The 24309-nt window shown below is 73.1% G+C and carries 20 protein-coding genes; 5 read left to right on the top strand and 15 right to left on the bottom strand.

What is annotated here, in order from left to right:
* Nucleotides 1-75: 75 nt before the first annotated feature.
* From ACIPYQ_RS28740 to ACIPYQ_RS28765, 6 genes are all read right to left on the bottom strand, one after another.
* Nucleotides 76-1668, bottom strand: a complete 1593-nt coding sequence (locus ACIPYQ_RS28740; RefSeq protein ID WP_361761080.1) for an RNA polymerase sigma factor — start codon at nucleotides 1666-1668, stop codon at nucleotides 76-78.
* Nucleotides 1669-2043: 375 nt separating this feature from the next.
* Complete coding sequence (locus ACIPYQ_RS28745; RefSeq protein ID WP_362801645.1) at nucleotides 2044-2931, bottom strand: FadR/GntR family transcriptional regulator; 888 nt, start codon at nucleotides 2929-2931, stop codon at nucleotides 2044-2046.
* A gap of 191 nt (nucleotides 2932-3122) precedes the next feature.
* Nucleotides 3123-4907: an ATP-binding cassette domain-containing protein gene (locus tag ACIPYQ_RS28750; RefSeq protein ID WP_401256590.1), complete on the bottom strand. Its 1785-nt coding sequence runs from the start codon at nucleotides 4905-4907 to the stop codon at nucleotides 3123-3125.
* A gap of 188 nt (nucleotides 4908-5095) precedes the next feature.
* The gene (locus tag ACIPYQ_RS28755; protein ID WP_401256592.1) at nucleotides 5096-5842 is read right to left on the bottom strand and encodes an NUDIX domain-containing protein; all 747 of its coding nucleotides are present in this window, start codon (nucleotides 5840-5842) and stop codon (nucleotides 5096-5098) included.
* Between the two features lie 117 nt (nucleotides 5843-5959).
* Entirely contained in the window at nucleotides 5960-7948 is a 1989-nt protein-coding gene (locus ACIPYQ_RS28760) for a glycogen debranching N-terminal domain-containing protein (protein WP_401256594.1), read from the bottom strand.
* Between the two features lie 299 nt (nucleotides 7949-8247).
* Nucleotides 8248-9513: a DUF4192 domain-containing protein gene (locus ACIPYQ_RS28765; RefSeq protein WP_361761095.1), complete on the bottom strand. Its 1266-nt coding sequence runs from the start codon at nucleotides 9511-9513 to the stop codon at nucleotides 8248-8250.
* Between the two features lie 122 nt (nucleotides 9514-9635).
* Between ACIPYQ_RS28765 and ACIPYQ_RS28770 the strand changes: the two genes are divergently transcribed.
* Entirely contained in the window at nucleotides 9636-11795 is a 2160-nt protein-coding gene (locus ACIPYQ_RS28770; RefSeq protein ID WP_361761098.1) for a RecQ family ATP-dependent DNA helicase, read from the top strand.
* Between the two features lie 215 nt (nucleotides 11796-12010).
* Complete coding sequence (locus ACIPYQ_RS28775; RefSeq protein WP_361761101.1) at nucleotides 12011-12640, top strand: hypothetical protein; 630 nt, start codon at nucleotides 12011-12013, stop codon at nucleotides 12638-12640.
* 272 nt (nucleotides 12641-12912) lie between these two features.
* Here ACIPYQ_RS28775 and ACIPYQ_RS28780 read toward each other — a convergent pair whose 3' ends face one another.
* The 3 genes from ACIPYQ_RS28780 to ACIPYQ_RS28790 all read right to left on the bottom strand — a co-directional run bounded on the left by ACIPYQ_RS28780 (nucleotide 12913) and on the right by ACIPYQ_RS28790 (nucleotide 15078).
* Entirely contained in the window at nucleotides 12913-13590 is a 678-nt protein-coding gene (locus ACIPYQ_RS28780) for a hypothetical protein (protein ID WP_361761104.1), read from the bottom strand.
* 59 nt (nucleotides 13591-13649) lie between these two features.
* A complete protein-coding gene (locus ACIPYQ_RS28785; protein ID WP_361761107.1) occupies nucleotides 13650-14360 on the bottom strand; it encodes a ribonuclease HII in 711 nt (236 codons plus the stop codon).
* Between the two features lie 115 nt (nucleotides 14361-14475).
* Nucleotides 14476-15078 carry a TetR/AcrR family transcriptional regulator gene (locus ACIPYQ_RS28790; protein WP_401256598.1) on the bottom strand — a complete coding sequence of 201 codons (603 nt, stop codon included), beginning with the start codon at nucleotides 15076-15078 and terminating at the stop codon, nucleotides 14476-14478.
* Between the two features lie 142 nt (nucleotides 15079-15220).
* On the opposite strand from ACIPYQ_RS28790, the gene ACIPYQ_RS28795 reads away from it, so the two are divergent.
* Nucleotides 15221-16774, top strand: a complete 1554-nt coding sequence (locus ACIPYQ_RS28795; protein WP_401256600.1) for an MFS transporter — start codon at nucleotides 15221-15223, stop codon at nucleotides 16772-16774.
* Between the two features lie 97 nt (nucleotides 16775-16871).
* Here the strand turns inward: ACIPYQ_RS28795 and ACIPYQ_RS28800 are convergent, their stop codons facing one another.
* The 5 genes from ACIPYQ_RS28800 to ACIPYQ_RS28820 form a co-directional block, all read right to left on the bottom strand.
* Nucleotides 16872-18683 carry a DUF4153 domain-containing protein gene (locus ACIPYQ_RS28800; protein ID WP_401256602.1) on the bottom strand — a complete coding sequence of 604 codons (1812 nt, stop codon included), beginning with the start codon at nucleotides 18681-18683 and terminating at the stop codon, nucleotides 16872-16874.
* A 169-nt stretch (nucleotides 18684-18852) separates the two neighbouring features.
* Complete coding sequence (locus ACIPYQ_RS28805; RefSeq protein ID WP_401256604.1) at nucleotides 18853-19770, bottom strand: ADP-ribosylglycohydrolase family protein; 918 nt, start codon at nucleotides 19768-19770, stop codon at nucleotides 18853-18855.
* Between the two features lie 11 nt (nucleotides 19771-19781).
* Nucleotides 19782-20441, bottom strand: a complete 660-nt coding sequence (locus ACIPYQ_RS28810) for a histidine phosphatase family protein (RefSeq protein ID WP_327416804.1) — start codon at nucleotides 20439-20441, stop codon at nucleotides 19782-19784.
* Nucleotides 20442-20513: 72 nt separating this feature from the next.
* Complete coding sequence (locus tag ACIPYQ_RS28815; RefSeq protein WP_319728923.1) at nucleotides 20514-21119, bottom strand: YdbC family protein; 606 nt, start codon at nucleotides 21117-21119, stop codon at nucleotides 20514-20516.
* Between the two features lie 32 nt (nucleotides 21120-21151).
* Nucleotides 21152-22036, bottom strand: coding sequence for an arylamine N-acetyltransferase (locus tag ACIPYQ_RS28820; RefSeq protein WP_401256607.1), 885 nt, complete (start codon nucleotides 22034-22036; stop codon nucleotides 21152-21154).
* A gap of 56 nt (nucleotides 22037-22092) precedes the next feature.
* Here ACIPYQ_RS28820 and ACIPYQ_RS28825 point away from each other — a divergent pair, with 56 nt between their 5' ends.
* Nucleotides 22093-23052, top strand: a complete 960-nt coding sequence (locus tag ACIPYQ_RS28825; RefSeq protein WP_401256608.1) for a DUF1152 domain-containing protein — start codon at nucleotides 22093-22095, stop codon at nucleotides 23050-23052.
* A gap of 37 nt (nucleotides 23053-23089) precedes the next feature.
* On the opposite strand, the gene ACIPYQ_RS28830 is transcribed toward ACIPYQ_RS28825, so the two are convergent.
* Nucleotides 23090-23776, bottom strand: coding sequence for a nitroreductase family protein (locus tag ACIPYQ_RS28830; RefSeq protein WP_401256610.1), 687 nt, complete (start codon nucleotides 23774-23776; stop codon nucleotides 23090-23092).
* A gap of 68 nt (nucleotides 23777-23844) precedes the next feature.
* On the opposite strand from ACIPYQ_RS28830, the gene ACIPYQ_RS28835 reads away from it, so the two are divergent.
* Complete coding sequence (locus tag ACIPYQ_RS28835) at nucleotides 23845-24240, top strand: winged helix-turn-helix transcriptional regulator (protein WP_401256612.1); 396 nt, start codon at nucleotides 23845-23847, stop codon at nucleotides 24238-24240.
* Nucleotides 24241-24309 lie beyond the last annotated feature (69 nt).

Genomic DNA, 24309 nt, shown 5'->3' on the forward strand with positions numbered 1-24309 from the left:
GAGTGGGATGCCCGGTGGCCGAGCGCACCCGCGCGGCCACCGTCGCTGCCGTCCGCCGGCCGTGACCGTGCCCGGTCAGTCCAGGTAGTCGCGGAGCACCTGGGAGCGGGACGGGTGCCGCAGCTTCGACATCGTCTTCGACTCGATCTGGCGGATCCGCTCGCGCGTGACCCCGTAGACCTTGCCGATCTCGTCGAGGGTCTTGGGCTGGCCGTCCGTGAGGCCGAAGCGCATGGAGACCACGCCGGCCTCGCGCTCGCTCAGGGTGTCGAGCACCGAGTGCAGCTGCTCCTGCAGGAGCGTGAAGCTCACGGCGTCGGCCGGGACCACGGCCTCGGAGTCCTCGATCAGGTCACCGAACTCGCTGTCGCCGTCCTCGCCGAGCGGCGTGTGCAGGGAGATCGGCTCGCGGCCGTACTTCTGGACCTCGATGACCTTCTCGGGGGTCATGTCGAGTTCCTTGGCCAGCTCCTCCGGGGTGGGCTCGCGGCCCAGGTCCTGGAGCATCTGGCGCTGCACGCGGGCGAGCTTGTTGATGACCTCGACCATGTGCACCGGGATGCGGATGGTGCGGGCCTGGTCGGCCATGGCGCGCGTGATCGCCTGCCGGATCCACCACGTGGCGTAGGTCGAGAACTTGTAGCCCTTGGTGTAGTCGAACTTCTCGACCGCGCGGATGAGACCCAGGTTGCCCTCCTGGATCAGGTCCAGGAAGAGCATGCCGCGGCCGGTGTAGCGCTTCGCGAGGGAGACCACGAGGCGGAGGTTGGCCTCCAGCAGGTGGTTCTTTGCGCGGCGGCCGTCCTCGGCGATGATCTCCAGCTCGCGCTTGAGCTTGGGCGCCAGCTTGTCGGAGTTCGCCAGCTTGTCCTCGGCGAACAGACCGGCCTCGATGCGCTTGGCGAGCTCCACCTCCTGCTCGGCGTTGAGGAGGGGGACCTTGCCGATCTGCTTGAGGTAGTCCTTGACCGGGTCGGCGGTGGCGCCGGCGACCACGACCTGCTGGGCGGGGGCGTCGTCCTCGTCGTCGGAGATGACGAAGCCCTTGTTCTCGCCGCCCTCCTCCTCTTCGTCCGCCTCGGCCTTGGCGGCGTCGGGACCCTCGTCCGGGGTCTCGTCCTCGCCCGCCTCGTCGGCGTCCTTCTTGGCGGCGGTCTTCTTCGCCGCCGTCTTCTTGGCGGCGGTCTTCTTGGCGGGCGCGGCCTTCTTGGCGGCGGTCTTCTTCGCCGCCGTCTTCTTGGCGGCCGGCTCGGTTCCGGGCTCCTCCGCGAGAGCGTCCGCGGTCTCCGGGTCCGCCGTTTCGGCTGCCGGGGCCGCGACGGGCGCGGTGGCTGCGGGCTGCGCTGCCGTCGTCCTGGCCACCGTCTTCCTGACGGGCTCGGTGGCCGTCCGCTTGGCCGGGCTCTTCGCTGCGACGCTCTTGCGGGTGGTGCGCTTGGGCGACTCCGCGGCACTGACCATCAGCGTCACACCCTCTTCCTCGAGGATCTGGTTGAGGCTGCGCAGAACATTCTTCCACTGGGTCGCAGGAATCTGGTCAGCCTCGAAGGCCCGACGCACGTCATCGCCGGCGATCTGCCCCTCGGCCTTGCCCCGCTCGATGAGCGCCATCACAGACTCGGAATCGGCGATCTCCGGCGGGAGCGTACGGGATGTGCTGGCCGACACGAACAACCTCTCGGAACGATGGGAACGGCTTCCGACGCCGGGCCTGGTGGTGCTGGACCGGAGCCGACGACCACCGACCGGGGTTGGGCCGGCGGCGCGGGCAGGGGCCGGGGAGCTGCACAGCATCCCCAAGGGCTGCTGTCTTCCCTCCGTCGGCCATCACCTCTTAGGTCATCGCGTGACCTCGCAGAGTGTTACGCCCAATCTTCGTGGCCCGAGTCACACCCCGTACGCACGGACGCCGGTCCAGCGGTCGCACCGGCGGTCCGGACGTGGCCGGACGCCCGTGACGGAGGGCCCCACGCCGGTGTCGCCGGACCCGACCGGGCCCGGCGACACGTCCTGCACACCCCCACGCCCCCGCGCGACCGCCCCTCAGTGCTCGCGCGGGGCGGGGACCACGCGCTCTACCTCCGGATGAACCGTCAGGAGCTGGCGCATGGCGTTCTCGGCGCCGGTCGCGTCACCCGCGGCGAGGGCCTCGACCATCCGTGCGTGGTGGGCCACGCAGGTCTCGCTCGGCCGGTCGCAGGCGGTGATCGGGCTGCCGGAGACCTGGAGGGCGGCGGAGACGATGCCGGAGAGGTGCTCCAGCATGCGGTTGCCGGCGACCTGGATGAGGAGTGCGTGGAACTCGTTGTCCGCGCGCGCGAAGGTGATCGAGTCGCCCTGCCCGAGCGCGTGGCCCATGATCTCGACCATGTCGGCGAGGCGCTGCTGGATGTCCGGCCGGCCGTGGCCGGCGGCGAGGCGGGCGGCGAGCGGTTCGATGGTCCAGCGGAGCTCGCCCAGCTCGCGGCGCTGGTCGTCGCGCTGGGGTCCGAAGGCGCGCCACTCGATGATGTCGGGGTCGAGCAGGTTCCAGTCGGCGACCGGGCGGACCCGGGTGCCGACGTTGGGGCGGGCGCTGACGAGGCCCTTGGCCTCCAGGACCCGCAGCGATTCGCGGACGACGGTACGGGAGACCTCGAAGCGCTGGCCGATCTCCTCGGGGACCAGGGGGCGGTCCGCTCCGAGGTCACCGGAAACGATCATCTGGCCGAGCTGCTGGACGAGTTGGCCGTGCAGTCCGCGGCCGCGGCTGCCTGCCGCGCGGCGGCCGACCCGGCTCAACTCGACGTCGGCGCCGTCCCAGTGGGGCGCTCCGACGCGGTCGGACCCGGGGGTCTCCGCGTAGGGGTAGCGGTCGAGTTCGCCCGGGCCGGCGAGGCCGGAGTCGGCGTGGCGGGCGGCGGTCATCATGGTGTGCGCAAGGGTACTCACGAATCCTTTGTCGGTCGTGCCTCCATGAGCCTTGAGGTCTTTGGTGAAAAGCACACGAAAGGGTGATCGGTGCCACCTACGCAATTGACGACTTATCGTAAAGAACCGGGCCTTTTGCGGGGAGTTGCGGTCTGCTTGACGCGACACGGACGGGACCGGTCCCGTCCGTGACTTCTCCGGCACCGGAACGATCACCAACGGACCCGGCTGCGCAGTCTGGTGAACCCATAGGCGCACAACAGGACCATCAGCGACAACACCAGCGCGGTCCCGACGGGTTGGGCCATCACCCGTAGGGCCCCCACGAGCAGGCGGTCCGCCTCCGGCGGCCACTGCACCCAGGTCATGCCCCGCAGCCGGGGCCCGAGCCCGGTCACCGGGTACGCGGACGGGCCCTCCAGGACCTTGCGCACCAGCGGCACCACCATCACCGGCACGGCGAGCACCGCGGCCAGCCCGGCGGTGGCCGACCGGAAGACTCCGGAGGCCAGTACGCCGGCCCAGGCGCAGCCGACCAGCAGCCCGGCCCAACTCACCCCCGGGGACAGCCACTCCACCGGGGTGCGCAGCGGGCCGCTGTCGAAGACGAGCGCGAGGGCGGCGGCGTCGGCCGCCACGGCGAGGGCGCCCAGCAGCAGGGCGAGGGCGGCGCAGACGCCGAGCTTGGCGGTGAGCAGCCCCATCCGGCGGGGCACGGTGCCGCGGTCGGCGGCGAGCGCGGGGTAGCGGTACTCCTCGCCGAAGGCCAGCGCGCCGAGCAGTCCCGCGCCCAGGGCGGCGGGCGGCAGCGGCAGCAGCTCGGGCCAGGCGGCGAGCAGCCGGTTCTGCGGGGTCTGACCGACCCGGGCCAGGACCAGAGCGGTGAGGACGGAGACGGCGACGACGAGGGCGGCGGTGAGGACGGGCGTGGCGGTGCCGAAGACCCGCAGCAACTCGTAGCGCAGTGGCCGCAGGGGCCCGCCCACGCGGCGCACGGCCGAGGCCGGCCGCCCCGGGCGGGCTTGGCGGGGCCTGCGACCGGAGTCCTCGGCGCGGGCCTCTGCGGGCTCCGGCGGGCTCGCGGCGCCGGAGGCGCGGGCGTGCGGGACCGGCGCCGTCGGCGAACCTGCGTCACCCGTCTCGTCGGCGAGCTGGTGGACCAGCACGCCGTGCCGGAACGCCGCCTCCCCGACCTCGGCACAGTTGCTGCCGTACACCGAGAGACGGCTGCCGCTCTCCTCGACGATCTCCAGCGAGCGCTGGGCGGCCCGGGCCTCCCGGCCCAGTACGTCGGCCAGCCGGGCGGCGTGCGGGGTGCGCACGGCGACCCGCGGCCGCAGCCGGGTGCGGGCGAAATCGGCCGCGTCCTGGTCGGCGACGAGCCGGCCCGCCTCGATGCTGACGACCCGGTCGGCGCTGCGCGCGGCTTCCTTCGCGTCGTCGGTGGTGAAGAGCACGGCACCGCCGAGGGAGGCGTGGCCGCGCAGCAGCCCGTGCAGCCAGCCGCGCTCGCGGGGGGAGAGTCCGGCGCCGGGCTCGTCCAGGAGCAGGGTGCACGGATCGGCGAGCAGCGCCGAGGCCAGGGCGACCCGGCGCTCCATGCCGAGCGAGAGCGAGCCGAGCCGCTGGTCGCGAAGGCCGGCGATGCCGACGACCTCCAGCATGGTGTCGGCCCGGGACGCCGGCACTCCGGCGGCGGCGCAGAGCATCCGCAGCTGGTTGCGGACGGTCCGCGAGGGGTTGCCGGGAACGTCCCCGAGCACCACCCCGACCTCACGGCCGGGGTGCGGGAGCCGGTGCAGCGGGCGGCCGCGGAAGTAGGTGACGCCACGACCCGGTTCGAGTTCGAGCATGAGCCGCAGCGCGGTCGTCTTGCCCGACCCCGGCTCGCCGAGCAGGGCGGTCACGTGCCCCGGGCGGGCCTCGAACGTGAGGTCGTCCACGAGGGGCGGGGCGTCGGTTCGGTGTTTGCTGGTGAGTCCGATGGCCTGGAGCATCGCTTCTCTCGCGGGGGGTGAGACCGCTCTGCGGCAGGGTGAGTACCGCAAGCAAGATAGCGCGATATGTCCGATTTTCTAGGCAACCGGTCCGATGGGATGCCGATATTGCCGCCGGCGGCGGTGCGCCCGCAGGGGCCTGCCCCCGCACAGCCGGCCGGATCCCGGCCGGCCCGTGTGGCGCGGCGTCAGACTTCCGGGCGCAGCATCGGCGGGTTGAGCAGGGTGGCCCCTCCCGCACGGAACAGCTGGGCCGGACGGCCACCCTGACGGGTCGTCGTCCCTCCGGCCGGCACCAGGAATCCGGGGGTTCCGGTGACCTTGCGATGGAAGTTGCGCGGGTCGAGGGCCACGCCCCAGACGGCCTCGTAGACCCGGCGCAGCTCGCCGACGGTGAACTCGGGCGGGCAGAAGGCGGTGGCCAGTGAGGAGTACTCGATCTTCGAGCGGGCCCGTTCCACACCGTCGGCGAGGATCCGGGCGTGGTCGAAGGCGAGCGCGGCCGCGGCCTCGTCTGGGGCGGCCAGCAGCTCGTCCACGGGGGCCCAGCGCGCGCTGTTGGCGTCGCCCCCGGCCCGCGGCGCCGGCAGGTCCGGAGCCAGCACCAGGTGCGCCACGCTGACGACACGCATGCGCGGATCGCGCTTCGGATCGCCGTAGGTGGCCAGCTGTTCGAGGTGAGCCCCGTTGCCCGCGCCGGGGAGAGCGGGGTCGTGGGCGCACAGGCCGGTCTCCTCGGAGAGCTCCCGCGCGGCGGCACCGGCCAGGTCCTCGTCCCCGCGGACGAATCCGCCGGGCAGCGCCCAGCGCCCCTGGAACGGCTGCTCACCCCGTCGGACGACCAGCGCGCAGAGCGCGTGGCGCCGCACGGTGAGCACGACCAGGTCGACGGTGACGGCGAAGGGCGGAAAGGCCGACGGGTCGTAGGGCGACATGCCGCGATCATAGTCGTCTGCCTGACGATAAACAGCTCTTTGGTGACCTTGAAGACACTGTTCCGGAGCCGGGAGGCCGCCGGCCCGGCAGACGGCCCGCCACGATCGGCCACTTCGCTAGCCGCCCAGTTGGAGCACATCGGCGGCCTCCTCCACCATGCCGAGGCCGAGCCGGCTGATCCGGACGGCGAACGGCTCCCCGGACACCCGCAGGCCTGCGAGCCGGAGCGCGCCGAGGGGGGCGCCGGGGAGCGGGGCGAGGGCGACCGTGCCCGAGGGGGCGTCGGGACGGATCCCGGCGAGGGCGGTCAGGACGTGGACCCCGGCCGCCGCGGCCACGGCGGCCGGGCGGCAGGCCGCCGGGTGCGGGACGGGCGCGCTTCCGGCGGTGCGCTGCTCGGCCGCGAACATCTCCGGCAGCCGATACCCGAAGGCCTCGGCCGCGTCCAGCAGGCCCCTCAGCAGGCCTGCGGCCTCCTTCTCGAAGCCCGCCTGGGCCAGGCCCGCCACCGCCACCGCACTCTCGTACGCCCGGACCGCGCCCGAGCGGTGGCCGAACGGGTTGTGCCCCGGCTCCCTGGTGGCCATGCTCCGCAGCCCCCATCCGGAATCCATGGCGGGGGCTCCGAGCAGCCGGGCCAGCTGCTCCGACCGCACGCGGTCCAGGAGCCCCGGGGCCGTGCGGCCGCCGCTGATCAGTCCGGTGTCGAGCAGGTGGGCGGCGGCACCCGTCAGCCTGGGAAGCGGCCGCCCGTCGGGATGCAGGGCCGAAGCGGGCCGCCCGCCGTCCGGACCGTCGATCCAGAACCCGGCCCGGAACCGCTCCCGCAGCGCGGCGGCCCGCTCCCGCCACTCCTCGGCTCCGGGCCGCCCGCATCCGGCGAGGAGGTCCGCGCCGAGCACGGCGGCCCGGTGGGCGTGGGCCTGGGTCTCGCAGCGCCGCGGGCCCGGATCGGGATCGGCCAGGAGGCCGTCCTCCCCCAGAGCGCCGCGCAGCCAGTCGAGGCACCCCTCGGCGGCCGGGAGCAGCCGGGCCACCTCCTCTTCCGGCAGGCCCCAGAGCCGGGCTTCGGCGAGCACCGCCGGGAAGGCCAGGGTCGCCTCTGTGCCGGTGCACCCCGGCGGCAGCTGCGGGCCCGCTCCGCGCAGCGGCCCCGGGATCTTCCCCGCGTCGGGCCCGCTCCCGTCGGTCTGGGTCCGGGCCAGCACGCGCAGGGTGGCCGCGGCGAGCCCGGTCCCGAGGGGCAGCGCCATCCGCGCGGCCCACAACGACTCGGCCGGGGCGAGGCCCAGCCTCCAGGGCGCCCCGGCGGCCACGAAGGTGTCGCCCGGCGCCTCGGGGTCCCTGAGCAGCAGCGCGGCCAGGTCCTCCACGCTGCTGCGGAACCACGCCTCAACCCTGGGATCGTCGCCTTCGGCCCGGGCGTCGGCCAGTGGGTTGGCTGCCTGCCCGGCGGTGGCCCGCACGATCCGGTCCTGGGTGGTCCGCAGCTCGATGGTGCGGGACTCTCCGGGGCCGATTTCGAGCTGCCAGCGCAGCAGCCCCGCCGAAGCCAGCGCGTCGTCCGGCGGCGGGACGGCGGCGGTGACCGTCTGCGCCTCGCCGGTGCTCCAGCGCAACCCTGCGGCGTGCACCCCGGCGGGCAGCTCCGGTCCGGCCCGGCCAGCGGCCACGGCGGCCAGCTCCGCCAGGTCGGTCCCGAGCAGGACCTCCACGGGCAGGCGCAGCGGCCGGGCCGAGAAGCTGCGCAGGGTGATCCGCTCGGTGCCGTCCGCATGCCTGACCCGTTCCACACCGATGTCCGGGTCGGGGCCGGGCTCGGCACCGGTGCGCACGGTCGCGGTGAAGGCGGCCCTGTCGGAGCCGAGGCTGCGCCCTTGGACGGCGACGGGTTCCCGGCCGCCTACGCGCAGCATGCAACGGGAGAGCAGCCTGCGGCCGGCCCGGTAGATCCCGTCGATCCCCCGCCCGGTCAGCTGGCCGTGCTCCGGCGAGATGACCAGGCAGGGCGCGGCCACACAGATGACGGCGCCGTGCACGGGCGGCAGTTCGAACTTGCGGGCGGCGGGTACGCCGGATGGGCGGGGAGGTGCGGGGTGAGACATGTGTCGCCTTGTCTGCGCTCCGGTCGGTTCAGCTGGGCGGCGGCGTGGCCGGGCCCCCACCACCCCACATCTGAACGCCCCCGCCCCCGCCCGGGTCACGGCCTCCTGCCCCGCCCGGGTCACGAGCGCCGGTTCCGCCCGGGTCACAAGCCCTGGCCATGTGCCGGTCACGGGCCCCGACCGTGTGCGGATCGCGGGACCCTGCCGCGGATGCGCGGGGCGGGGCCTGCGCCTCAGGGTCCGGCCCAGGGCGCTCCGGAGCAGCCGCACCGGACCACGGCGCCAGGGCCGGCGCCCCCTCACTGCTCGCTCCCCGCGGTGCGGCGGGACCCGCGGCGGGGCGCCGTCCGGCCCCGCCGCCCGGGAGGACGGGTGCCGGCCGAGGAACGCCCCCGCCGGGGCTCGCGGCGGCGGCGCTCCTCCCGCAGGCACTCCCGCAGCCCCTCGGGGTCGATCCCCTCGTTGCACGCGTGGTGGAGCAGCTGGGCGAAGCGGTATTCGGCGTCCGCCCGCAGGGCCAGTCCGAAGGCGATCCGGGCGGTCGGCTCGTCCCCGGTGGACCAGGAGACCCAGCCCGCGAGGGTGAGCGGGGCCGCGGCGTGCTCGCCGTAGGCCCCGACACAGCGCCGGGCGAGGGCCCGCCACAGCCGCAGGGCCGGGGCGGCCTCCTCGTCTTCCATCCACTCCGCCGCGATGTCCCGGATCTCACGGTCCTGGAGGCCCAGGATCAGCGAGGCGGCCTCGTCGTGACCCAGCAGGGCGTCGTCCCAGTCGTCGGCGTGCGAGCCGCCCTCGACCGGCGGGGCCAGGGTCATGCGCCGCATCAGGGCCTGCGCGAGCGTGATGGTCTCGGCCCCGACCTCCTCCCGGGTGGCCCCGTCGAGGATCCTCGGCATCAGGGCCGCGGCCGCCCGGTCCAGGGCCCGCTCCGCCTCGTCGGCCACGGCCCCGCGCAGCGGTGCGAGCCGGCCCTCGATCTCCTTGAGGGAGCCCCGGACCTGGAGCCCGGCGAAAGTGGCCGTCGCGGCCATCACCGAGGTACCGACCGCGGCCAGCCGGGTCCCCTCGGCCGGGCAGCAGCGCTCATCGGGGCAGACGTAGGACCAGAATCGGCCCTCGGAGAGGCACAGGGCCTCCAGGACCGGAACGTCCAGCGCTCCGCAGGCCAGCCGGATCCGCTGGGCGAACGGCCGCAGCCGGGTCATCACCCGCTGGCCGCTCTCCTCCCCCCGCGGCTCCTGGCAGAGGTACACGACGATGCCGTCGGGCTTGCCGCCACGGCGTTCGCTGCCCCGGATCAGGCAGTCGGCGACCTGACGGGCGGTGTCTTCCCATTCCGCGGGCGCGGTGGGGATGCCGACCCGGAGCCGGCCGCCGAAGCGCCCGCCCTCGCCGTGCACGGCGACCAGGACGAGGGAGTCGCTCGGGTGGAAGCCGAGCATGTAGGGCAGGGCATCGGCCAGTTCGGCCGGACTGCGCAGGGTGATCTGGGGGCCGGTGGCGGCTCCGGCAGGGCTGATGGAGGGACGGTCGGACGGGCTGCGTGATTCGTGGTTGTTCGTCATGGCACGAAGGTCCCGTGCATGATCCGATCCCGAAAGCCCTGTGGATAACTGTTGACGCTTCAATGTCCACAGGTTCAGAGCGGCATTGGCGCGATGTCACAGGCATCGGGTTGCATGGGGGCATGAACGCAGACCTGAGGTCCTCGGCCGACTCCGTACTCGCCCGTCTCGTGGGTGACCCCACGGGCACCGCCCGGCTGCGCGAGGACCAGTGGCGTGCGATCGAGGCCCTCGTCGCGCACAAGCGGCGTGCGCTGGTGGTCCAGCGCACGGGCTGGGGCAAGTCCGCGGTGTACTTCGTCGCCACCTCGCTCCTGCGGGCGAGCGGCGCCGGCCCCACCGTGATCGTCTCCCCGCTCCTCGCGCTGATGCGCAATCAGGTCGAAGCCGCGGCCCGGGCCGGGATCCGCGCCCGCACCATCAACTCCGCCAACCCCGAGGAATGGGAGGGCATCCAGGCCGAGGTCGCCGCCGGCGAGGTCGACGTCCTCTTGGTGAGCCCGGAGCGGCTGAACAACCCCGACTTCCGCGACCAGGTCCTCCCCAAGCTCTCCGCCGCGACGGGTCTGCTCGTGGTGGACGAGGCGCACTGCATCTCCGACTGGGGGCACGACTTCCGCCCCGACTACCGCCGGCTGCGCACCATGCTGGCCGACCTGCCGCCCGGCGTCCCGGTGCTCGCCACGACCGCCACGGCCAACGCCCGCGTGACCGCCGACGTCGCCGAACAGCTGGGCACCGGAGCCGGCACGGACGCCCTGGTGCTGCGCGGCCCGCTGGACCGCGAGAGTCTGAGCCTGGCCGTGCTGACCCTGCCCGACGCGGCGCACCGGCTGGCCTGGCTCGCCGACCGGCTCGGCGATCTGCCCGGCTCCGGGATCATCTACACGCTGACCGTGGCCGCGGCCGAGGAGGTCACCGCGTACCTGCGCCACCGCGGGCACACGGTCGCCTCGTACACCGGCAAGACGGAGAACGCCGACCGACAGCAGGCCGAGGACGACCTCCAGGCGAACCGGGTCAAGGCGCTGGTGGCCACCTCCGCCCTCGGCATGGGCTTCGACAAGCCCGATCTGGGCTTCGTGGTGCACCTCGGATCGCCCTCCTCCCCCATCGCTTACTACCAGCAGGTCGGCCGCGCCGGCCGTGGTGTGGAGCACGCGGAAGTGCTGCTGCTCCCCGGCCGCGAGGACGAGGCGATCTGGCAGTACTTCGCCTCCGTGGCCTTCCCGCCGGAGGAGCAGGTGCGCCGCACGCTCGACGTCCTGGCCCAGGCGAGCCGGCCGCTGTCGCTGCCCGCTCTGGAACCGCTGGTGGACCTGCGTCGCACCCGTCTGGAGACCATGCTCAAGGTCCTCGACGTCGACGGCGCCGTGCACCGCGTCAAGGGCGGCTGGACTTCGACGGGCGAGCCGTGGGCCTACGACGCCGAGCGCTACGCCTGGGTGGCCCGGCAGCGAGCCGCCGAGCAGCAGGCCATGCGGGACTACGCGGCGTCCACCGAGTGCCGGATGGAGTTCCTGCGCCGACAGCTCGACGACGAGGAGGCCGCACCCTGCGGCCGCTGCGACAACTGCGCGGGAGCCCGGTTCACCGCCGAGGTCTCCACCACCGCGCTGGACACCGCCCGCGGCGAGCTCGGCCGCCCGGGCGTGGAGCTGGAGCCGCGCAAGATGTGGCCGACCGGGCTCGCGGCGGTCGGCGTCGACCTCAAGGGCCGCATCCCCGCCGGGGAACAGGCCTCGACGGGCCGGGCGCTGGGCCGGCTGTCCGACATCGGCTGGGGCAACCGGCTGCGCCCCATGCTCGCCCCGCAGGCTCCGGACCAGCCGATTCCGGACGACGTCGCCCAAGCCGTGGTCGCGGTGCTCGCCGACTGGGCCCGGGGCCCCGGCGGCTGGGCCTCGGGGGCCCCGGACGCCCCGGCCCGGCCGGTGGGTGTGGTGGCCCTGCCCTCGCGCAGCCGCCCTCGGCTGGTCGGTTCGCTGGCCGCGCGGATCGCGGAGGTCGGCCGGATGCCCCTGCTCGGCTCGGTCGCCTACACCGATCGGGCTCCGGAGTTCGCAGCGGCGGCCTCGAACAGCGCCCAGCGGGTACGGGTGCTCCACCAAGCCCTGACCGTGCCCCCGGAGCTGGCCGAGGCGCTGGCACAGGCGTCGGGTCCGGTGCTCCTCGTGGACGACCGCTCGGAGAGCGGGTGGACCCTCGCGGTGGCCGCCCGGCTGCTTCGGCGGGCAGGCGCGAAAGAGGTGTTCCCGCTGGTGCTGGCGCTCCAGGGGTAACCGAATGCGTCATCCTCGGCGTGGCGGGGCAAGGATATGAACGGCATACCGGCGAATTCCGGTCGGCGGCGTCAATTGCTCGTTGCCGCATGCTCAGAAGCCACGCGAGAATTGGGGTGCTCCCGCTCGGCTCCTCGGCACTCTCCTGGGCCGCGCCGCGGCGCGCCCTGACTCCAGCCGTGCCCGTCCGCGGGCGTGTACCCGAAGGGAGGACCGTGACCTTCGGATTCGCGCCGCCTTCGACCTCGTCCCTGACAACGGCCACCGGCACCGCCAGCCGGCACGGCAGGCTGCTGGAACCGGCCGAATGGACGGCGGCGGGCATTCCCCTTCTCCGCAATCCCCGCGAGGTCGTCAGCGGCCTGCACTCCCGGCACAGCCCGGTGCCGTCGACCGCGGTGATCGCCGTCCTCGGTCCGGAGGAGCGGCTCGTGGCGAGCGCCTCCTTCGTGCAGCGGTCGGCCTCGGCGGACGGCTGGGAGTACCGCAACGCCCTGCTGTCCCGGCTGCGCCGGGTCCTCCCGCACGACCTGCGGCGACGGACCCCGGTGCGTACGGCGGTCCTGCTCTACTGCCGCGAGGGCGACGAGCGGTGGACCGAGGAGGACGGGGCGTGGATGTGGGGGCTGCGGGACGCCTGCACCCTGCACGGGCTGCGCTGCGGTGCGTACATCACCCTGACCCGCGGCGGCTGGCAGGTGCTGGGGGAGGGCCGTGGCGGCCGTCAGCCCAGCTCGGACTCGCGGCCCCAGCGCCTCGGCGACACCGTGGCCGAGTTCGCTCCGCTCGCCCTGCACACCGGCGGTGGCGCGGTCGAGGCCCTGCGCCGGACCGCCGCGCGCTGACCCTCGTACGGCCGGCCCGGCCGCACGGCTGCTCCCCCGGACGTACGCGCGACGCATGACAGGCGAACGGGCACCGGACGTACTCGGGCAGGCCTCACGGCCGTACACCCGGAACCGGGCGTACGGCGGATCAGGCCTCGGACTGCGGCCCGGACTTCGGCTCGGGCCTCACCTCGGATGCGGCTCGGGCTTCGAGCCGGACCTCGGCCCGGGCTTCAGCGGGGCCGGCTCGAAGCCCGCCCCGCCCCTCGCCCGTGCCGGGGTACAGGGCGTCAGACGCCCGCACCCAGCACGGAGTTGATCTGCTGCGCGTCACCGCACACGATCAGCAGCGCACCGGCCCGGGTGAGCGCGACCGGCAGGGCGCCGGCAACGCTCTCGACCGCTCCGCCATTGACCGCGAAGACCACGACCGGACGGCCCGCGGCACGCTGGACCTGTGCCGCATCCGCGTAGAAGACGTCGTCCCCGGCATCGTGCAGGGCCCAGTACGCGGCCTCGCCGAAGGACAGCTCGTGCGCGGCCCACGGGTGCGGGTCGCCGGTGGTGAGCACCAGGATGTCGCCGGGCGCGCGCCCGGTGTCGAGCAGCAGGTCGACGGCCTCTTCGGCCGCGTCCAGCGCACCCTCGACGGAAGCCGGGATCAGCTGGATCTGCGGCACCGCCGCGGAGACGGACGGTGCGGTGGGAGCAGCGGCGGGCGCTGCGGGAACGGGTCCGGAGGCGGCCTGCGGCGCACGCTGCGCGGGCGCTGCGGGCCGGGGGGCACCACCCGTGCGGCTTGCCGCTACGGGGGAGGGACCGGGGCGTCCGGGCCGCGGGACGGCGGCGGGACGCGGACCAGGTACAGGGCGGGGGGTCTGCGCGGTGCGGCTCGCGGCCGGCGTGACGCGGGGACCCTGGGCGCTCTCGTGAATCTGAGGCTCCTCGATGGCGGGGGTGAGAGGCATGAGTTGATGTCTATCAAACACCGGTACGAAACGTACCGGCCGGTGGCACATGGGTGCGATCAGAAATCGAAGCCGAGTTGGCCTCCGTTTTCCAGCTCCATCGATTCCTCGCTGCGGCGCACCTTCTTCAGGTGGCGCCACCGGGGCAGCCCGTCGAGGTACGACCACGAGAGCCGGTGGTAGGGGGTGGGCCCCAGTTCCTCCAGCGCCGCCCGGTGCACGGGCGAGGGGTATCCGGCGTTGGCGGCGAAGGCGAAGTCCTCGATTCCGCCGCCCTGTTCGCCCAGTTCGGCCATCATCCGGTCGCGCGTGACCTTCGCGATGACCGAGGCCGCGGCGACGGCGATGCAGGACTGGTCGCCCTTGATCACCGTACGGACCCGCCAGGGTTCGCCGAGGTAGTCGTGCTTGCCGTCGAGGATCACCGCGTCGGGCCGCACCGGCAGGGCCACCAGGGCGCGCTCCGCCGCCAGCCGCAGGGCGGCCGTCATCCCGAGCTCGTCGATCTCCTCGGGCGAGGCGTGCCCGAGGGCGTACGCGGTGACCCAGCTCTCCAGGACGTCGAGCAGGGCATCGCGCCGCTTGGCGGTGAGCAGTTTGGAGTCGGTGAGCCCGGCGGGCGGCCGGCGCAGGCCGGTGATCGCCGCGCACACGGTGACGGGACCGGCCCAGGCCCCTCGTCCGACTTCGTCGACCCCGGCGATGACCTTGGCGCCGGTGGTTGCACGGAGGGAGCGTTCGACGGTGTGGGTGGGTGCTTCGTACGGCATGGCGCCAGCAAGGTTACGCCGCCCCGAGCCGACTGCACACCCCCGCCCGGGTCCGACCCCCGCCCGATCCGGCACGGATCCCCCTCCGCGCACCCCGTGCCGCGCCCGCGGCGTCTCACGCCCTGAGCAGCGGCACCATCACCTCGTCGATCAGCTCCGCGATCTCCGCGCCCCCCCATTCGCTACCGCACACCTTGGCGCGGTACATCAGCATCGCCGGAATGACATCCACGACAAACGGACCAGTCGCATCCGGTCGCACGTCACCCCGCGCGATTCCGCGCAGCACAAGCTCCCTGATCAGCCGCTGGGCAGGCTCGTGCAGCCCCGACCAGATGAGCCCGTGGAACCGGTCGGCCTGCTTGTGATCGCATTCGTGAAGCACCGACCGCAGCGCCTCTCCGGCGCGGGAGTGCATGACGTCCCGCGTGCGCACGCACAGCAGGTGAAGGTCCTCGCGGATCGACCCGCCGTCGGGAATCTCTCCTATCTGCGGCAGACCGGTCCGCAGCGCGTCGGCCACCAGGTCCGCCTTAGACGGCCAGCGCCGGTAGAGGGAGGCCTTGCCGGTGTGCGCGCCGGCCGCGACGCCCTCCATGGTGAGCGCGTTCCAGCCGACCGTGCTCAGCTGCTCCAACGCGGCGTCCAAAATCGCCCGTTCGAGTTCGGGACCCCGTCTGCGCCCCGGCGACGCCACCGGCCAGCGCGAACCCGCCATCTCTCCGCCTCCCGGCCGGCCCCCGTGCCCGGCGTACGCATTTTCAGCCTTAGAGAACGCTTGCGTTCCTTAAGGATCGGCTCCTACCGTAGCCCCGTAGTGAACGAATACGTTCACTATTTCACTTTGGGGGGGATCCTCAGTGACAAGCTCTCAACTCGCCACACCCCGGATACCGGGGGCGGCCCGCCGCGAGGGGCGTCCGGGAGTGGCGCTGGCGGTCATCGCCGCGTGCCAGCTCATGGTCGTCCTCGACGCGACGATCGTGAACATCGCACTCCCGCACATCCAGGACGCGCTCAGCTTCAGCACCACCGACCTCTCCTGGGTGCTCAGCGCCTACACCCTCACCTTCGGCGGCCTGCTGCTGCTCGGCGGCCGGGCCGGTGACATCCTGGGCCGGCGCCGCGTGTTCCTGGCCGGAATCCTGCTCTTCACCCTGGCCTCCCTCCTCGGCGGATTCGCCCAGGAGCCCTGGCACCTGCTCGCGGCCCGCGCCCTGCAAGGGGTGGGCGGCGCGATCGCCTCCCCGACCTCGCTCGCCCTGATCACCACGACCTTTCCCGAAGGCCCCGAGCGGAACCGGGCGTTCGGGGTGTTCGCGGCCGTCTCCGCGGGCGGCGGCGCGATCGGCCTGCTGGCCGGCGGCATGCTCACCGAGTGGCTCGACTGGCGCTGGGTGCTCTTCGTCAACGTCCCGATCGGTGTGCTGATCGCGGTCCTCACCCCGCTCTACATCACCGAGTCCGAACGCCACCCCGGCCGCTTCGACATCGCCGGAGCCCTCACCTCCACCGGCGGCATGGCCTCGCTCGTCTACGGGTTCATCCGCGCCTCGGAGGACGGCTGGCGCGACCCGCTCACCATCGGCTCCTTCGCCGCGGCCCTCGTCCTGCTCGCGCTCTTCGTCGTGATCGAGTCACGGGCCCGCGAGCCGATCATCCCGCTGCGGATGTTCGCCGACCGCAACCGCACCGGCACCTACGTGATCATGCTCGGCCTCGCGGCGGCGATGTTCGGGATGTTCTTCTTCATCGTCCAGTTCGTGCAGAACGTGCTGGGCTTCTCGCCGATCCAGTCCGGGCTCGGCTTCCTGCCCGTGACCGTCGCCATCGTGACCGCCGCCGGCCTCTCGCAGCGGTTCCTGCCGCGCTTCGGCCCCAAGCCCTTCATGGTCATCGGGTCCGCGCTCACCGGGACCGGCCTGGCCTGGCTGACCTTCCTCCGCACCGACAGCTCGTACGTCTCCGGAGTGCTCGGCCCGATGCTGCTCTTCGGCTTCGGCATGGGCCTCAACTTCGTGACCCTCACCCTCACCGCCGTCTCCGGGGTGGCGCCGAAGGAGGCCGGCGCGGCCTCCGGGCTACTCAACGCCAGCCAGCAGGTGGGCGGCTCGCTGGGCCTGTCCATCCTGGTCACCGTCTTCGGCACGGCCAGCCGCGACGAGGCCGCGAAGCAGGTCCCGGCCTTCATGGCGCAGGCGAATCCCGAGCAGCTGGCCGCCTTCAAGGAGACCCGGCAGCTGCCCGACCCCTGGGGGGACCTCGTCCTCGCCCAGGGCATCTCCACCGCGTTCTTCGCCGCCGTGGCGATGGCGGGCCTGGCCCTGGCCACCGCCCTGCTGGTGATCCGGGTGCGCAAGAGCGACCTGGACGCCCTGGCCGGTGCGGCCGCACAGGCCGGCCCGGCCGCCTGAGCCCCTGCCGTACGAGAGCCCGGGCGCGGGGAACGGTCCCCGCACCCGGGCTCTCGTACGAACGCTCCGCGCGCCGCGTCTCCCAGTACCACCGCTCCTAGTACTCCAGGCGGCTTCCGAAGGTGCCCAGGCGCGAGCAGACCTCGTACGAGGCCGTCACCGGGCGCTCGCGCAGGATCTGCCGGGCCCGGTACTCGCCCAGGCTCATGGCGTACCAGGGGACGTCCCCGGCCCTGGACATCTCGTCGTTGATCCCGCGCAGGGCGCAGGACCTCTGGGGCTCGGGCAGCCGGTCCAGGGCGGGCGCGGCGTCGGCCGAGAGGGACTGGAAGTAGGCCAGGTCGATCTTCTTGTCGGCCTCGTAGCGGGCGACGTTCCGCTCGGCGACCATCCCGTCCGGGGACAGCAGGCCGAAGGCCAGGACGACGGCCGCCGCACTGCCCGCGACCGCGCGCGGCAGCCAGCGCGCGCCGAACACCCCGGCCGCCATGATCAGTACGATGACCAGCCCGAGCCACAGCTCCATCGCGGCCACCGACACGCGCAGCCTGGTCAGCCCGTACGCGTCGACGTAGAGGTCCATCCGGCGCAGCGCGGCGGCGACCACGACCAGGGTCAGCGCGCAGAGCACGCCGAGGACGATACGGACGAAGCGGCGGTCGCCCGTTCCGGAGCGCGGGGCCCAGCGCAGGGCGAGCGCGATCACGACGAGGGTGAACAGGGTGGCCCAGAGCAGCTGCCAGAAGCCCTGGCGGGCGTACTCGGCGTAGCTCAGGCCGGTGCTCTCCAGGACCTTGTCGTAGCCGCCGAACAGCACGGCCAGCTGGACGGCGTTGAAGCCGGCGAAGAGCAGGTTGAGCACGATGAGCGGAAGGGCCCATTCGACCCGGGAGCGCGGCTTGCCCGGGGCCACCTTGATCCGGTCCCAGCGCAGCGGGGCCGCGGCGGTGCGGGCGGCGGCGAGCGCGATGAGCGTGCCGAGGAGGAAGAGCAGGAACCGGATGGGCCCGTTCTCGGTCGACACGTCGGGCATCAGGTCGCCCAGGAGGTCGGCGAAGGCGGCGTCGGCGGAGGCGAACAGCGCGCCGAAGACCAGCAGGAGGGCCACGGCGACGGCAGCCGCCTTGGCAACGGGCAGCCAGCGGTCCTTGCTGACCCCGCCGCGCGACCGCAGTCCGACCAGGGCCCAGGCGAGCCCGGACACGGCGGAGTCGAAGAAGCCGAGCGGGCTGAGCAGGACGCCGGGCCAGGTGCGGCTGCCGTGCAGGGCCAGCGCGCCCAGCAGGACGGCGGACAGGATCGCGAGCGTGGACGGCCAGGCGGAGTCGCGCAGGGCGGGTACGGCGAGGAGGGCGAGGCAGCCGATCGCCCAGACCAGGGTCCAGGGCCGTGCCGTACGCCGGGCTGTGCGGGCGGCGACGTACGCGGCGACGACGGCGGGCACCACCGCGAGCAGGAGGCCGGGGCCCATGCCGTCGCCGAGGAGCAGTGCGGCGGCGAGGCCGGTGGCGGCGGCGGCGAGGAGGGTGGCGGTCGCGATGGGGGCCGTCTCGGCGGGGCGCACGCGCGTGACCCACGAGGGCGTCGGCGACGGCGACGGCGCGTGTGCGCCGGGCCACTGGCGCTGCTGCTGCTGGTGCGCCTGCCAGGCCTGCCACGCGGCGGCGTCGGCGGGCCCCGCTCCCACCGGCGGACGGGACGGGCCGGTGGGTGCGCTTCCGGCCGGAGCGGCGGGGGCCGCCGGTACTGCCTGAGCGACGGAAACAGCGGGAGCGGCCGGAGCCGGACTCGCGGGCGAATCCCCGGTCGTGGCCCCCGCGTTGGCCGTGTCGCCGAGGGCCTTCGAGTCCTCCGGTTCCTTCGAGTCCTTGGACCGGGCTTCGTCGGCCCCGCCGGTGTTGTCTGACATCGGGTTCCCTCCCCTGTCGGCCGCCCATCGTTCCTTGGGGGGCGGCACAGCGGACAGAGTAGGCCGGTGGCAGGTGGTTTTGAACAGGATCAAAAGCGCCCTGTGGCAGGACCGTGACAATCGGAAGGACTCATTTCACCCCGCTCCGGACGCCGGGCGCGGCGATCCGTCAGCCCGCCGCCGCCTCCGGCAGCCAGGCCGGCAGGACCTCGGTACGCGCCAGCCACGCGGCCGGCAGCACCGCGTCCCCGCGCGCGCCCAGTACCCCGCCGACGATCGCGCAGGTCGTGTCGACGTCGCCGCCCACCTGCGCGGTGGTCCAGAACGCCCGCTCGTAGTCGTCCAGTGCACGCGCCGCGGACCACAGGGCGAAGGGCACGGTGTCATGGGCGCTCGTGCGCCGCCCGCAGCCGAGAACGGCCGCGACCGTGGTCGCGTCGCCGTAGTCCAGCATGTCCCGCGCCCGCCGCAAGCCGGCGCCCACGGCGCTGCGCGGCACCAGCGCGATCACTCCGTCCAGCAGGTCGGAGGCCTTCGGCGGACCGTCCGGAGCGGCGGCCAGCGCGGCGGCCGCGGCGACGGCCATCGCCCCGCACACGGCCTCGCGGTGCTGGTGGGTGGTGTAGGCGGAGATCTCCGCCTGGTGGGTGGCCTGCTCCGGGTCGTCCGCGTACCAGGCGCCCAGCGGCGCGATCCGCATGGCTGCGCCGTTGCCCCACGAGCCCTGCCCGTTGAACAGTTCCGCGGCCAGGGTGCGCCAGTCCTCTCCCTCCCGCACCAGCCGCAGCATCCGGTTGACCGCGGGCCCGTAGCCCCGGTCGAAGTCGTGGTGGTGGGCGAAGGAACGCGCGAGCGCGTCCTGGTCGATCCGTCCGTGCTCGGCCAGCACGGCCACCACCGAGCAGGCCATCTCGGTGTCGTCGGTCCACTGCCACGTCCCGGTGCCGGCGGGCAGCTCGCGCCGCTTGAGCAGCGGGTAGTTCACGGGGACGAAGTACTGGGAGCCCAGGGCGTCACCCAGCGCCAGCCCGCGGAGGCTGGACATGGCGCGCGCGTAGCGCCGTTCGGGAGTGGAGTCAGGCGTCATCGCGGGTCACTCTAGCCGTCCAGGTCATAAGGCTCGGGTGTGGTCCACCGCTCAAACGGGCGGTCCATCCGGTACCGGCCGTCGGGGCCCCGCAGGAGCACCCGGAATTCGCCGTTGCCGGGATTGGACAGGGCCTCGAATTCGGCCACCGACCAGTGGAACCAGCGCATGCAGAACAGCCGCATCGTCAGCCCGTGCGTCACCAGCAGGACGTTCTCGGGGTGGTCCGGGGCCTCGAAGCTGCGGTAGAGGCTTTCCAGGAAGGACCCGACCCGGTCGTACACGTCGGCCCCGGACTCGCCCTGCGCGAACCGGTAGAAGAAGTGGCCGTACGCGTCCCGGTACGCCTTCTGCAGCCGTACGTCGTTCCGGTCCTGCCAGTTCCCCCAGTCCTGCTCGCGCAGCCTCGGTTCCTCGCGCATCCGGACCCGCGCCGGGTCCAGCCGGAGCTCGCGGAAGGTCTGCAGGGTCCGGCGGTAGGGGGAGACGTACGCGCTGATGGTCTCCTCGCCGAAGAGCTCGCGCAGCCGTACCCCGGCCGCAGCGGCCTGCTCGCGCCCGTTCCGGGTCAGCCGCAGGGCGTGGTCGGGCTCGCGTTCGTACACCGAGTCGTCGGCGTTCCCCTCCGATTCCCCGTGCCGGACAAGGACGATGCGCCGTGGTCGAGCCATCCCACGACCCTATTCGGCCAACGCCCGACCGGTGCACCGGGCACGCCGAACGGCCTGGCGGTAGTCGTACGGTCATACCGTCCAGGACGGTTCGAGGTCGACGACGTCACCGGTGAGGGCCTCGACATCGGCCTGGATCTGGGCCCGCAGGGAGAGCCGCTCGACCCGCTCCTGCCGGTACTTGCCGTGCTCGGCGGCCGCGTGCCACATCGACAGCACCAGGAACTCCCGTCCCGGGGCCTCCCCGAAGAGACCGCGGATCATCCCCGGCGAGCCCGCCATCGCCGGATTCCACACCTTCTCCTGCATCAGGGCGAAGTGGTCGACCCGGCCCTCCCGGACACGGGTGTGCGCGACCCGCACCACGTCGGCGTCGGTGAAGCGCGGCTCGAAGCCGGTCTTCACGTCGAAGCGGTGGTCGAAGAGGGTGACCCGCAGATCGGTGTAGGTGCCGTTCTGCGCGGCGGCCAGCCGGTCGTGCGAGCGGGCCATGAAGGAGTCGTAGAAGGACCGGCTCTCCCAGAACGCGAAGACATGCGCGACCCCCTGCCGGCCCCGGCTCCAGCCGCCGCCCTGCCCCCGGAAACCCGGCTCGCCCGGCAGCCCCGCCCATTTTCGCTGCCCGCGCTCGAACCCGCGTCGGTCCGTCACCGTGCAGCGAATCCACTTGACCAGCACTGCGCCATCGTACGGGCCAGGCGCGGCCCGGGTCAGTCCTCGGCGCGGTGGATCCGCACCAGTTCCGCCGCATCCCGCTCGGCCAGGCGAAGTCCGAACTCCCGGTCGAGCACGGCGAGCAGCTCGTCCGGGCCGACCTCCTGCCGCTCCGCCCGCCCGTCGGGATACAGCAGGGTGAGCTCCCGCCCGACGAGCGCCCGGCGGACGCGGTCGCCCGGGTAGTGGACGACGAGCCGCCCCACGAAGGAGGAGTGGGGGTGGGTGGAGCTGTAGTGGTTGAGCAGGACGTAGTCGACGGGGTGGTAGCGCTGCGGGGAGAAGGCGTACAGGTCCCGCCAGATCCCGCCGCGCAGGAGACACAGCACGAGGATGCCGTCCTCCTCCTCGCGGACTCGGTACGTCCACTCCCCCTGCTCGACCGAGACGCCGGGGCGACCCAGTGGAACCGGCTCGCGAGGGCCCTGGTGGCCGAACCCCACGTCGCACAGCCACGGTTCGCCCCCGACCGTGACGACGAGGACGGCGTGCGTCACGGCCAGCAGGGAGTCCCCGCGGGTGCGGTTGCGGGCACCGCGCCCGGAGATCTCGAAGCCGATCCGCTCCAGGGCGGCGGCCAGCAGCGAGTTCTGCTCGTAGCAGTAGCCGCCGCGGCGGGCGCGCACGAGCTTGTCCTCGATCGACTTGACGTCCAGCGCGACGGGGCGGCCGAGCAGGACGTCCAGGCTCTCGAAGGGAAAGGCCGCGGTGTGGGCCCGGTGCACTGCGTACAACGTGGCGAGGTCCGGCCGGAGTTCCCGGCTCTCCCCCTCGTTCTCCTGATATCCGATCCGCGCCAGATATGCGTCCAGGTCCAGCTCGTCACCGCTCCACATGGCTCCCCGTTCCCCCGTGCTGCTGTGCCGCTGTGCCACCGGCATCGCGCCGCCGTGAAATCCCGGGGCACCGGTCCGCCGCACCCCGCACAATGATCGCCATGACGGCCCTGCACACCAACCCGCTTTTCGCCCGCCTCGCCGACGCCGAACGCATCCTGGTCGCCGGCGCGGGCGGCGGCTTCGACATCTACGCCGGCCTGCCCATCGCCCTCTCCCTCCTGCACCAGGGCAAGGAGGTCCACCTGGCGAACCTCTCCTTCAGCTCCCTCGCAGGACTGCCCGTCGAGGAATGGGCCGCCCCCGACCTCGCCGTCATCACGCCCGACTCCGCGCCGCACCAGACGTACTTCCCCGAGCGGACGCTGGCCCAGTGGCTCCGGCTCCACGGCTACCCGGCGCGCGTGTACGCCTTCCCGCAGATCGGCGTGCAGCCGCTGCGCGCCGCCTACCGCGAGCTGGTGGACCTCCACCGCATCGACGCGATCGTCCTGGTCGACGGCGGCACGGACATCCTGATGCGCGGCGACGAAGCGGGCCTCGGCACCCCCGAGGAGGACCTGACCAGCGTGGCGGCGCTGGCCGCGCTGGACGACGTACCGGAGCGGCTCGTCGTCTCGGTCGGCTTCGGCGTGGACGCGTACCACGGGGTCAGCCACGCCCTGGTGCTGGAGAACATAGCGGCTCTGGAGCGCGCGGGAGCGTACCTCGGCGCGTTCTCCGTCCCGCGCGCCACCCGCGAGGGCGCGCTCTTCCTGGACGCGGTGGCCCATGCCCAGGACCACACGCCGGACCGCCCCAGCATCGTCAACGGCTCGATCGCCGCGGCCGTCCGGGGCTCCTTCGGCGACGTGCAGTTCACCACCCGCACCCAGGGCAGCGAGCTCTTCGTGAACCCGCTGATGTCGCTGTGCTTCGCCTTCGACCTGCCGGGCCTCGCCGCGCACTGCCTCTACCTGGACCGCATCGAGGACACCCACCTGATACGCCAGGTGCACTCCCGGATCGCGGAATTCCGCGAGGACCTCGTCACCCGCCCGCCCCGCCGCATCCCCCACTGAGAACGACCTCGGGCCGGTCCCCTTCGTGACCTGCTGGTCAGCGCACCTCTTCCTGGCGTGCGGTACTCCCCGCTCCGCCGGCCCCGTACGATTCGCGGAAGATCGTCCGCTCCCGGGCACGCCGGCCCGGATGGCGCTGGTCCTGCGCCGGGTAGCCGACCGACACCAACAGGGCGATGGCCAGGTCGTCCCGGCCGTCGATCCCGATCACCTTCTTCACCTTCGCCTCGTCCCAGCCGTTCATGGGCGAGGTCGCCAGGCCCAGCTCCGTAGCGGCGAGCATCAGGAAGGATGCCGCGATCATGGCGTCCTTGACCGCGTACTCGCGGAGCAGACCCCGCTGGTCGAGATCCTCCTGGAACGCCCGTGACGCGGCGGAGAACATGGCGATGAACTCGTCGTTCCACGCCCCGCCGCACCGTGCCTGCTCGTAGACGTCGCTGTGGTCGTCACGCCAGGACTGGGGCTCGGCGACGAAGACCAGTACGACCGGAGCCTCTTGCGTCTGGGGCTGGCCCCCCGTGGCCCATGCCAGACCCGCACGGCCCTCGTCTCCGCAGACCGCAACGATCGAGCGGTCCTGCAGGTTCCAGCTGGTGGGGGCCTCAACAGCGAGACCGAGAAGCGCGTCGAGCGTGGCTTCCGGGACCGGGTCGGGCAGGTAGTGGCGGACGGTGCGGCGGGTGCGGATCGCTTCTGCGACGGACATCGTGGGACTCGTCATGTCACTCACTATTGGAGAGTCACTCTCCATCGGGAAGAGGGCACTATTTTGTGCGTTACTCTCCCCGCATGAAGACCACAGTCGAATCGTCCGGGCTGCCGGCCGATGTCTTCTCCGCGAAGTGCCCGACACGCCAGGTCCTCGATCACATCTCCGGCAAGTGGACCATTCTGGTCGTGGACGCCCTCCTCGAAGGCGCCCTGCGCTACACCGAGTTGAGCCGGCGCATCGAGGGCGTGTCACAGAAGATGCTCACGCAGACCCTGCGCGGCCTCGAAGCCGACGGGTTCGTCGCCCGCACCGTGCATCCCACCGTTCCGCCCCGGGTCGAATACGACCTGACGGAGCTCGGGCGCAGCCTCGCGGAGCCGATCACCGCGCTCCGCCAGTGGACGGAAACCCATATCAACGAGATCGAACGGGCCCGGGCCCGGGCCGCGTCGGAGGCCGGGAAGGCCCCCTGAGCAGGTGCACCGCATGCAGTCGGCATAGCGAGAGCGGGGAGTCGGAATTTCCCGACTCCCCGCTCTGGC

This window comes from Streptomyces sp. NPDC090045, from assembly GCF_044747975.1.
Taxonomy (GTDB): Bacteria; Actinomycetota; Actinomycetes; order Streptomycetales; family Streptomycetaceae; genus Streptomyces.

Excerpts from the sequence above, each read along its gene's own strand:
- ACIPYQ_RS28750 (WP_401256590.1), bottom strand. The coding sequence starts at position 4,907 with ATGCTCCAGGCCATCGGACTCACCAGCAAACACCGAACCGACGCCCCG.
- ACIPYQ_RS28755 (WP_401256592.1), bottom strand. The coding sequence starts at position 5,842 with ATGTCGCCCTACGACCCGTCGGCCTTTCCGCCCTTCGCCGTCACCGTC.
- ACIPYQ_RS28760 (WP_401256594.1), bottom strand. The coding sequence starts at position 7,948 with ATGTCTCACCCCGCACCTCCCCGCCCATCCGGCGTACCCGCCGCCCGC.
- ACIPYQ_RS28765 (WP_361761095.1), bottom strand. The coding sequence starts at position 9,513 with ATGACGAACAACCACGAATCACGCAGCCCGTCCGACCGTCCCTCCATC.
- ACIPYQ_RS28770 (WP_361761098.1), top strand. The coding sequence starts at position 9,636 with ATGAACGCAGACCTGAGGTCCTCGGCCGACTCCGTACTCGCCCGTCTC.
- ACIPYQ_RS28780 (WP_361761104.1), bottom strand. The coding sequence starts at position 13,590 with ATGCCTCTCACCCCCGCCATCGAGGAGCCTCAGATTCACGAGAGCGCC.
- ACIPYQ_RS28785 (WP_361761107.1), bottom strand. The coding sequence starts at position 14,360 with ATGCCGTACGAAGCACCCACCCACACCGTCGAACGCTCCCTCCGTGCA.
- ACIPYQ_RS28790 (WP_401256598.1), bottom strand. The coding sequence starts at position 15,078 with ATGGCGGGTTCGCGCTGGCCGGTGGCGTCGCCGGGGCGCAGACGGGGT.
- ACIPYQ_RS28800 (WP_401256602.1), bottom strand. The coding sequence starts at position 18,683 with ATGTCAGACAACACCGGCGGGGCCGACGAAGCCCGGTCCAAGGACTCG.
- ACIPYQ_RS28805 (WP_401256604.1), bottom strand. The coding sequence starts at position 19,770 with ATGACGCCTGACTCCACTCCCGAACGGCGCTACGCGCGCGCCATGTCC.
- ACIPYQ_RS28810 (WP_327416804.1), bottom strand. The coding sequence starts at position 20,441 with ATGGCTCGACCACGGCGCATCGTCCTTGTCCGGCACGGGGAATCGGAG.
- ACIPYQ_RS28820 (WP_401256607.1), bottom strand. The coding sequence starts at position 22,036 with ATGCCGGTGGCACAGCGGCACAGCAGCACGGGGGAACGGGGAGCCATG.
- ACIPYQ_RS28825 (WP_401256608.1), top strand. The coding sequence starts at position 22,093 with ATGACGGCCCTGCACACCAACCCGCTTTTCGCCCGCCTCGCCGACGCC.
- ACIPYQ_RS28830 (WP_401256610.1), bottom strand. The coding sequence starts at position 23,776 with ATGACGAGTCCCACGATGTCCGTCGCAGAAGCGATCCGCACCCGCCGC.
- ACIPYQ_RS28835 (WP_401256612.1), top strand. The coding sequence starts at position 23,845 with ATGAAGACCACAGTCGAATCGTCCGGGCTGCCGGCCGATGTCTTCTCC.